This is a genomic window from Mycobacterium sp. (assembly GCF_049281135.1).
Lineage (GTDB): Bacteria > Actinomycetota > Actinomycetes > Mycobacteriales > Mycobacteriaceae > Mycobacterium.
On the sequence record NZ_JBAPRN010000729.1, the window covers coordinates 1 to 5,938 of the forward strand.

A 5,938-nucleotide genomic window follows, 5' to 3' on the forward strand; every position below is an offset into this window, starting at 1 on the left:
GTGTCGTGGAGTGCTGCTGATCCGTTCGTGACGTTTCGGAACCTCTTCTCAGAGGCCGTTTCCGGTGCGTCGTCGCAGGTAGCGGAAAGCCACCGGTCCGGCAGCGCCAACTTGCAGATTGTCCGCACGGTGAGCAGGTACTGACGGAGCATCGGACCGGTCGTGTACGGCAGTTCATAGGTGGCGCACAAAGCACGCACCCGTTCGGCGATCTCCGGATACCGGTTGTGCGGCAGATCGGGGTAGAGGTGGTGTTCGATCTGGTAGCACAGGTTTCCGGTCATGAACCGGAGCGTTGGTCCGGCGTCGAAGTTCGCGGTACCCAGCATCTGCCGGAGATACCATTCCCGCTTGGTCTCGTTCTCCAGCACTGACGGCGTGAATTTTTCCGCTCCATCGACGAAGTGACCGCAGACGATCACGATGTAGGCCCACCCGCTGCGCAATCCGTTGGCCACGATGTTCGCCCCCAGCGTGCGCCGCCACCTCCGGCAGCTCAGGGCGGGAAAGAGCACGTAGTCCTTGCCGGCCTGGCGAGCCATCTTGCGCAACATTGCCGATTTCTGGGCGGCTCTGCCGGCGTCGGTGGTCTCTTCCTGCTGCACCGAAATCACGCCGTACAGCGCGATGCCCCACTCGAAGGCCATCCCGAGCAGCACCGCGAACAACGGTTGCAGCAGGGCGAGCGGTCGCCACTTCTGGTCCCGGGTGACTCGCAGGATTCCGAAGCCGAGGTCGGCGTCCACGCCGACGATGTTGGTGAAGACGTGGTGTTGGTAATTGTGGGTATATCGCCATTGCGACGTGAGACCGGCCATATCCCACTCCCAGGTATTGGAATGGATTTCCGGATCGTTCATCCAATCCCATTGGCCGTGGGTGATGTTGTGGCCGAGTTCCATGTTTTCGATGCATTTGGCCGCGGCAAGGGCAGTCGTTCCCATGGCCCAACCGATTTTGCCCTTGGTGCCGGCGATGATCAGCCTCGCCACTATGTCGAAGCATCGCTGGAAAGCGATCGCGCGGGTGATGTACTTCCGATCCCTGGCACCGCGTGAAGCTTCGACATCACTACGAATGGTGTCCAACTCGGCGGCGAGCGCGGTGAGGTCCGCGTCGCTGAGATGGGCGTATTGGGATACGTCAGTGATGGCCAACGGGACCGCTACCCGGCCCCGGGGAAGGCGGCGTGTGGAGCTGTGGGGGCTACGAGGACGCGCACACAGAGGTAACGCGAGTACCGCTGCATCGTGCGTCACGTCCCATCGGTGGGTAAATGCTCACCCCGCGAGGCGAGGAATCTGTGCGACTACAGGTAAGCGTGCGGAGTCGATCGCAGACTCTACAGGGCATACCCTGAGTTACAGCTGAGTCGCGATCCAAGCAGGTGAGCACCCGGTGCGGGCGTGTCTAAGGTGGTGTCATGCCACTCGAAGGTGAATACGCGCCCAGCCCGTTGGATTGGTCTCGCGAACAAGCTGAGAAGTACGCCGAATCCGGTGGAGCCGATGCCGCGGATATGAACGGCATGCCGATCATCCTGCTGACCACTGTCGGCGCCAAGACCGGCAAGCTTCGCAAGACCCCCCTGATGCGCGTCGAACACAACGGCGAGTACGCCTGCGTCGCGTCGATGGGCGGGGCACCGAGGAACCCGGTCTGGTACCACAACATCGCCAAGAACCCGCGGGTCGAGCTACAGGACGGGCCGGTCACGCGCGAGCACGACGCGCGCGAGGTCTTCGGCGACGAGAAGGCTGTCTGGTGGGAGCGTGCGGTCGAGGCATACCCGGACTACGCCGACTATCAGACGAAGACGGACCGGCAAATTCCGGTCTTTGTGCTCACCCCTGTGCACTGAATTTGCAGCTTGGTGGCACCATTGACCGGTGTCCGCCGAACTGAGCCAGAGCCCGAGCACGGGCAATGGGCCGCTCTCCGCGGCTGATGTCGACGGTGCGGCGACGCGAATCGCCGGCGTGGTCGCGCCCACACCTCTCCAGTTTTCCGACCGGTTGTCCGCGACGACCGGGGCGAACGTGTACCTCAAGCGAGAAGACCTGCAGACCGTGCGCTCGTACAAGCTGCGTGGCGCGTATAACTTGCTCGTCCAGCTGTCCGACCAGGAGGTCACCGCCGGCGTGGTGTGCTCGTCGGCGGGCAACCACGCCCAGGGCTTCGCCTACGCCTGCCGCACGCTCGGTATTCGCGGCCGCGTCTACGTACCGGCCAAGACGCCGAAGCAGAAGCGCGACCGCATCCGCTACCACGGCGGGGAGTTCATCGAGCTGATCGTGGGCGGATCGACCTACGATCTGGCGGCCGAGGCCGCCCTCGCCGACGTGGAGCGCACCGGAGCGACGCTGGTTCCGCCGTATGACGACCCGCGCACGATGGCCGGCCAGGGCACGATCGCCGTCGAAATCCTGAGCCAGCTTGATGCCGAGCCGGACTTGGTGGTGGTTCCCGTCGGCGGTGGCGGGTGCATCGCCGGAATCACCACCTACCTCGCCGAGCGGACCAGCAAAACGGCAGTGCTAGGTATCGAGCCGGCCGGTGCCGCGGCGATGATGGCCGCGCTGGCCAACGGCGGTCCGGTAACCCTTGACCATGTCGACCAGTTCGTCGACGGCGCCGCGGTCAGCCGTGCCGGCAGGCTGACCTACGCCGCCCTGGCCGCAGCAGGCAACATGGTCTCGATCACCACAGTCGATGAGGGCGCGGTGTGCACGGCGATGCTCGACCTGTATCAAAACGAGGGGATCATCGCCGAGCCGGCGGGTGCGCTCGCGGTGACTGGCTTACTGGAAGCCGACATCGAACCGGGCTCGACGGTGGTGTGCCTGGTGTCTGGCGGCAACAACGACGTGTCGCGGTACGGCGAAATACTCGAGCGGTCACTGGTGCACCTCGGGCTCAAGCACTACTTCCTGGTCGACTTCCCGCAAGAGCCTGGCGCGCTGCGCCGCTTCCTGGACGGCGTGCTCGGTCCGAACGACGACATCACGCTGTTCGAGTACGTCAAGCGCAACAACCGGGAGACCGGTGAGGCGTTGGTGGGTATCGAGTTGGGCTCGGCCGCCGGCCTGGACGGCCTTTTGGAGCGGATGCGGGCCACCGAGATGCAGATCGAGGCGATCGAACCGGGTTCGCCGGCCTACCGCTATCTGCTGTAGGCGCGCGAGGTTCGGGCGCCGCTCACCGCATCGCTTCGACGGCCTGCTTCGCCTCGGCCAACCCGGCGCCGGTGATGCTGCGGTATTCCTTGATCGCGGCGATCATGTTGCCCGCGCGGGCAAGCGCGACCACTGCGGTCGGCATCCCGGAGGAACTGGCCTCCGCGAAGGGCACGTAGCTGTCGGGGAACAGCGCCTTGAGTTGCGTTTCGATGTAATCGAGACGGGCTCTGGCGCCGTAGTCGATTTCACTCATCCGCGAAAGCTACCTGATGGGCCTGTGCTAGCCCAATAGTGCGATCGATTCGTCGTTGGCGCGGAAGATCGGCTCCAGGGGGACGGCGAACCGCTCGGCCATGTCGGTCAGCGACTTCGACCACAGCAGTTCGATGGTCGAGACCGGTCCGCGTCCGGGCCCCGTTAGCAGCAGCGCTGCCGTGGTACCCGGCTCCAGGTCGTCGAGCAGCGTCCGCAGCGACGACATCAGGTTCCACACAATCGGACCCCGGGGACGAGGGCGGATCGGTACCCGGCTGATCTTCAGACCAAAGCAGCGGTCCGGCCCGATCAAGCCAAACCACAGTTGCCGTGTCCCAAAACTCAACGGCCCCATGAGCGCTCGCCACCGCTCTCGCAGATCGTCGATCGAGTTGACCGGATCGCACGCGGTGTGGATGGACGGGATCGGCAACAGCTCAGAATGGCTCATCCGCGCATCATCGACGGTCGCGGACGGCGCCGGTAGTCAGTTATCCACAGCGCGCAGAATCGCGAACGAGTGCGGCGCCAACACGGTGCTCTCTTCACCGACATCGGGGGGGTCGGAGCGCAGCACGAGTTCGCCGGCGAACGGGACACGCACCGGCTCGGTGCCCAGATTGCAGGCCACCGTCAATCGACCGCGGCGCATGGCGATCCATCGGGCGTCTTCGTCATAGTCGACGAATAACCGCTGAAGCCACGGATCGGCCAGATCGGTTTCGTTGCACCGCAGGGCAATCAAGTCCTGATATAGCCGGAGCAATTTTGCATGCCCATCGGCGTCGAGCTCGGACCAATCCAGCTTGGAGCGCTGGAAGGTCTGCGGATCCTGCGGATCGGGGATCTCGTCGGCGTCCCAGCCATGGTCGGCGAATTCCTTTTTGCGGCCCTCGGCGGTGGCGCGGGCCAGCTCGGGTTCCGGGTGTGAGCTGAAGAACTGGAACGGCGTCGAGGCTCCCCACTCTTCGCCCATGAAAAGCATGGGCGTGTAGGGCGAACAGAGCACCAGGGCAGCCTTGACGGCTAGCTGGCCGGAGGTCAGGTTTTGCGACGGCCGATCCCCGAGCGCGCGGTTGCCGACTTGGTCGTGTGTACAGGTGTAGGCCAGCAGTCGGGTGGCCGGAATGGTCGCGGTGTCCAATGGACGGCCGTGGCGCCGCTGCCGAAACGACGAGTAGGTGGCGGCGTGGAAGAAGCCTTCGCGCAGTGTCTTTGCCAGGGTGGCCAGCGACCCGAAGTCGGCGTAATAGCCCTGACGCTCACCGGACACCGCGGTGTGGATGGCGTGGTGGATGTCGTCGTCCCACTGCGCCGCCATGCCGAGACCGTGGTCGGTGCGGGGCGTGATCATCCGCGGGTCGTTGAGGTCGCTTTCGGCGACCAACGACAGCGGCCGGCCCAATTGCTCGGCGAGCGACTCGGTTTCGGCGGACAGCTCCTCGAGCAGGTGGATGGCGGTGGTGTCGAAGAGCGCATGTACCGCGTCCAGGCGCAGACCGTCGGCGTGGAAGTCGCGCATCCAGCGCAGCGCGCAGTCGATGATGTAGCGCCGCACCTCGTCGGATCCGGCGTCGGCGATGTTGATGCCTTCGCCCCACGGGTTGCCGGCCGACGACAGGTAGGGCGCGAACCGGGGCAGGTAGTTGCCCGACGGGCCGAGGTGATTGAACACCGCGTCGATCACCACTCCCAGGCCGCGGCGATGGCAGGCGTCGACGAATCGGACCAGTCCGTCGGGCCCGCCGTAAGGTTCGTGCACCGCGTACCACAACACGCCGTCGTAGCCCCAGCCGTGCGTGCCGGAAAACGCGTTCACCGGCATCACTTCGACGAAGTCGACGCCGAGGTCGACCAGATAGTCCAGCTTGTCGATCGCCGAGTCGAAAGTGCCCGCCGGCGTGAACGCGCCGATGTGCAGCTCGTAGATCACCGCACCCTGCACCGAACGACCGAGCCATTTGCTGTCCGTCCAGTCCCGCGGTGTGGGCTGCCACAGTTGGGAGCGGTCGTGCACCCCGTCGGGCTGGCGCGGTGATCTCGGATCGGGCAGCGGCTTCGGGTCGTCGTCGAGCAGAAATCCGTAGCGCGCGTTCGGGGCGGCCTCGACGGTGGCACGCCACCAGCCGTCGGCGTCGCGGGCCATCGGATGCGCGGTGCCGTCAACGTCGAGACGGACGGTGTCCGGTTTCGGTGCCCACACCGCGAATTCATGCATCGCTGCGCTCCAGGAGGGCGACGGGCAGCTCGGCGAACAAGTCAGCGGCCGACACCGATCCCGACAACACCCTGCCGGTCAGCGCATCGGTCCATGAACCCGCCGGCATCGGGACAACGGTGTCACCCCAACCGGTCTCAGTGAGTCGTACCGTCCAACGCGTCGCCGCAACCAGCACATCATCGCTGCGACGGAATGCCACCACATGATCTGCAGCGACTCCGGTGGCAAGCACCGGATGGTAACTGCCCGCCAAGAAGGTTTCCGGCCGGGCGCGTCGCACCTG

At 65.2% G+C, this 5,938-nt stretch carries 6 protein-coding genes and 1 pseudogene; 2 read left to right on the top strand and 5 right to left on the bottom strand.

All coding sequences use genetic code 11. The features are described from left to right. Window positions 1-1,157: fatty acid desaturase family protein (locus WAN02_RS29110; protein WP_422268855.1), on the bottom strand; the 1,157-nt coding region annotated here is incomplete at its 3' end. Between the two features lie 266 nt (window positions 1,158-1,423). On the opposite strand from WAN02_RS29110, the gene WAN02_RS29115 reads away from it, so the two are divergent. Together WAN02_RS29115 and ilvA are read left to right on the top strand one after the other, a co-directional pair. Next, window positions 1,424-1,861 (top strand): nitroreductase family deazaflavin-dependent oxidoreductase, encoded by a 438-nt coding sequence (locus WAN02_RS29115; protein WP_422268856.1) that lies wholly within the window; start codon window positions 1,424-1,426, stop codon window positions 1,859-1,861. Between the two features lie 28 nt (window positions 1,862-1,889). Continuing rightward, a complete protein-coding gene (gene ilvA, locus WAN02_RS29120) occupies window positions 1,890-3,176 on the top strand; it encodes a threonine ammonia-lyase IlvA (RefSeq protein ID WP_422268857.1) in 1,287 nt (428 codons plus the stop codon). 22 nt (window positions 3,177-3,198) lie between these two features. Here ilvA and WAN02_RS29125 read toward each other — a convergent pair whose 3' ends face one another. From WAN02_RS29125 to WAN02_RS29140, 4 genes and pseudogenes are all read right to left on the bottom strand, one after another. After that, entirely contained in the window at window positions 3,199-3,432 is a 234-nt protein-coding gene (locus WAN02_RS29125) for a ribosomal protein L7/L12 (RefSeq protein ID WP_422268858.1), read from the bottom strand. Between the two features lie 27 nt (window positions 3,433-3,459). Next, window positions 3,460-3,885: a hypothetical protein gene (locus tag WAN02_RS29130; protein ID WP_422268859.1), complete on the bottom strand. Its 426-nt coding sequence runs from the start codon at window positions 3,883-3,885 to the stop codon at window positions 3,460-3,462. Between the two features lie 36 nt (window positions 3,886-3,921). Then, complete coding sequence (treZ, locus tag WAN02_RS29135) at window positions 3,922-5,652, bottom strand: malto-oligosyltrehalose trehalohydrolase (protein WP_422268860.1); 1,731 nt, start codon at window positions 5,650-5,652, stop codon at window positions 3,922-3,924. Further along, a pseudogene (locus tag WAN02_RS29140) lies at window positions 5,645-5,938 on the bottom strand (malto-oligosyltrehalose synthase); the annotation flags it as partial. The gene treZ and the pseudogene WAN02_RS29140, both read right to left, overlap by 8 nt.

Excerpts from the sequence above, each read along its gene's own strand:
- WAN02_RS29115 (WP_422268856.1), top strand. The coding sequence starts at position 1,424 with ATGCCACTCGAAGGTGAATACGCGCCCAGCCCGTTGGATTGGTCTCGC.
- WAN02_RS29125 (WP_422268858.1), bottom strand. The coding sequence starts at position 3,432 with ATGAGTGAAATCGACTACGGCGCCAGAGCCCGTCTCGATTACATCGAA.
- WAN02_RS29130 (WP_422268859.1), bottom strand. The coding sequence starts at position 3,885 with ATGAGCCATTCTGAGCTGTTGCCGATCCCGTCCATCCACACCGCGTGC.
- treZ (WP_422268860.1), bottom strand. The coding sequence starts at position 5,652 with ATGCATGAATTCGCGGTGTGGGCACCGAAACCGGACACCGTCCGTCTC.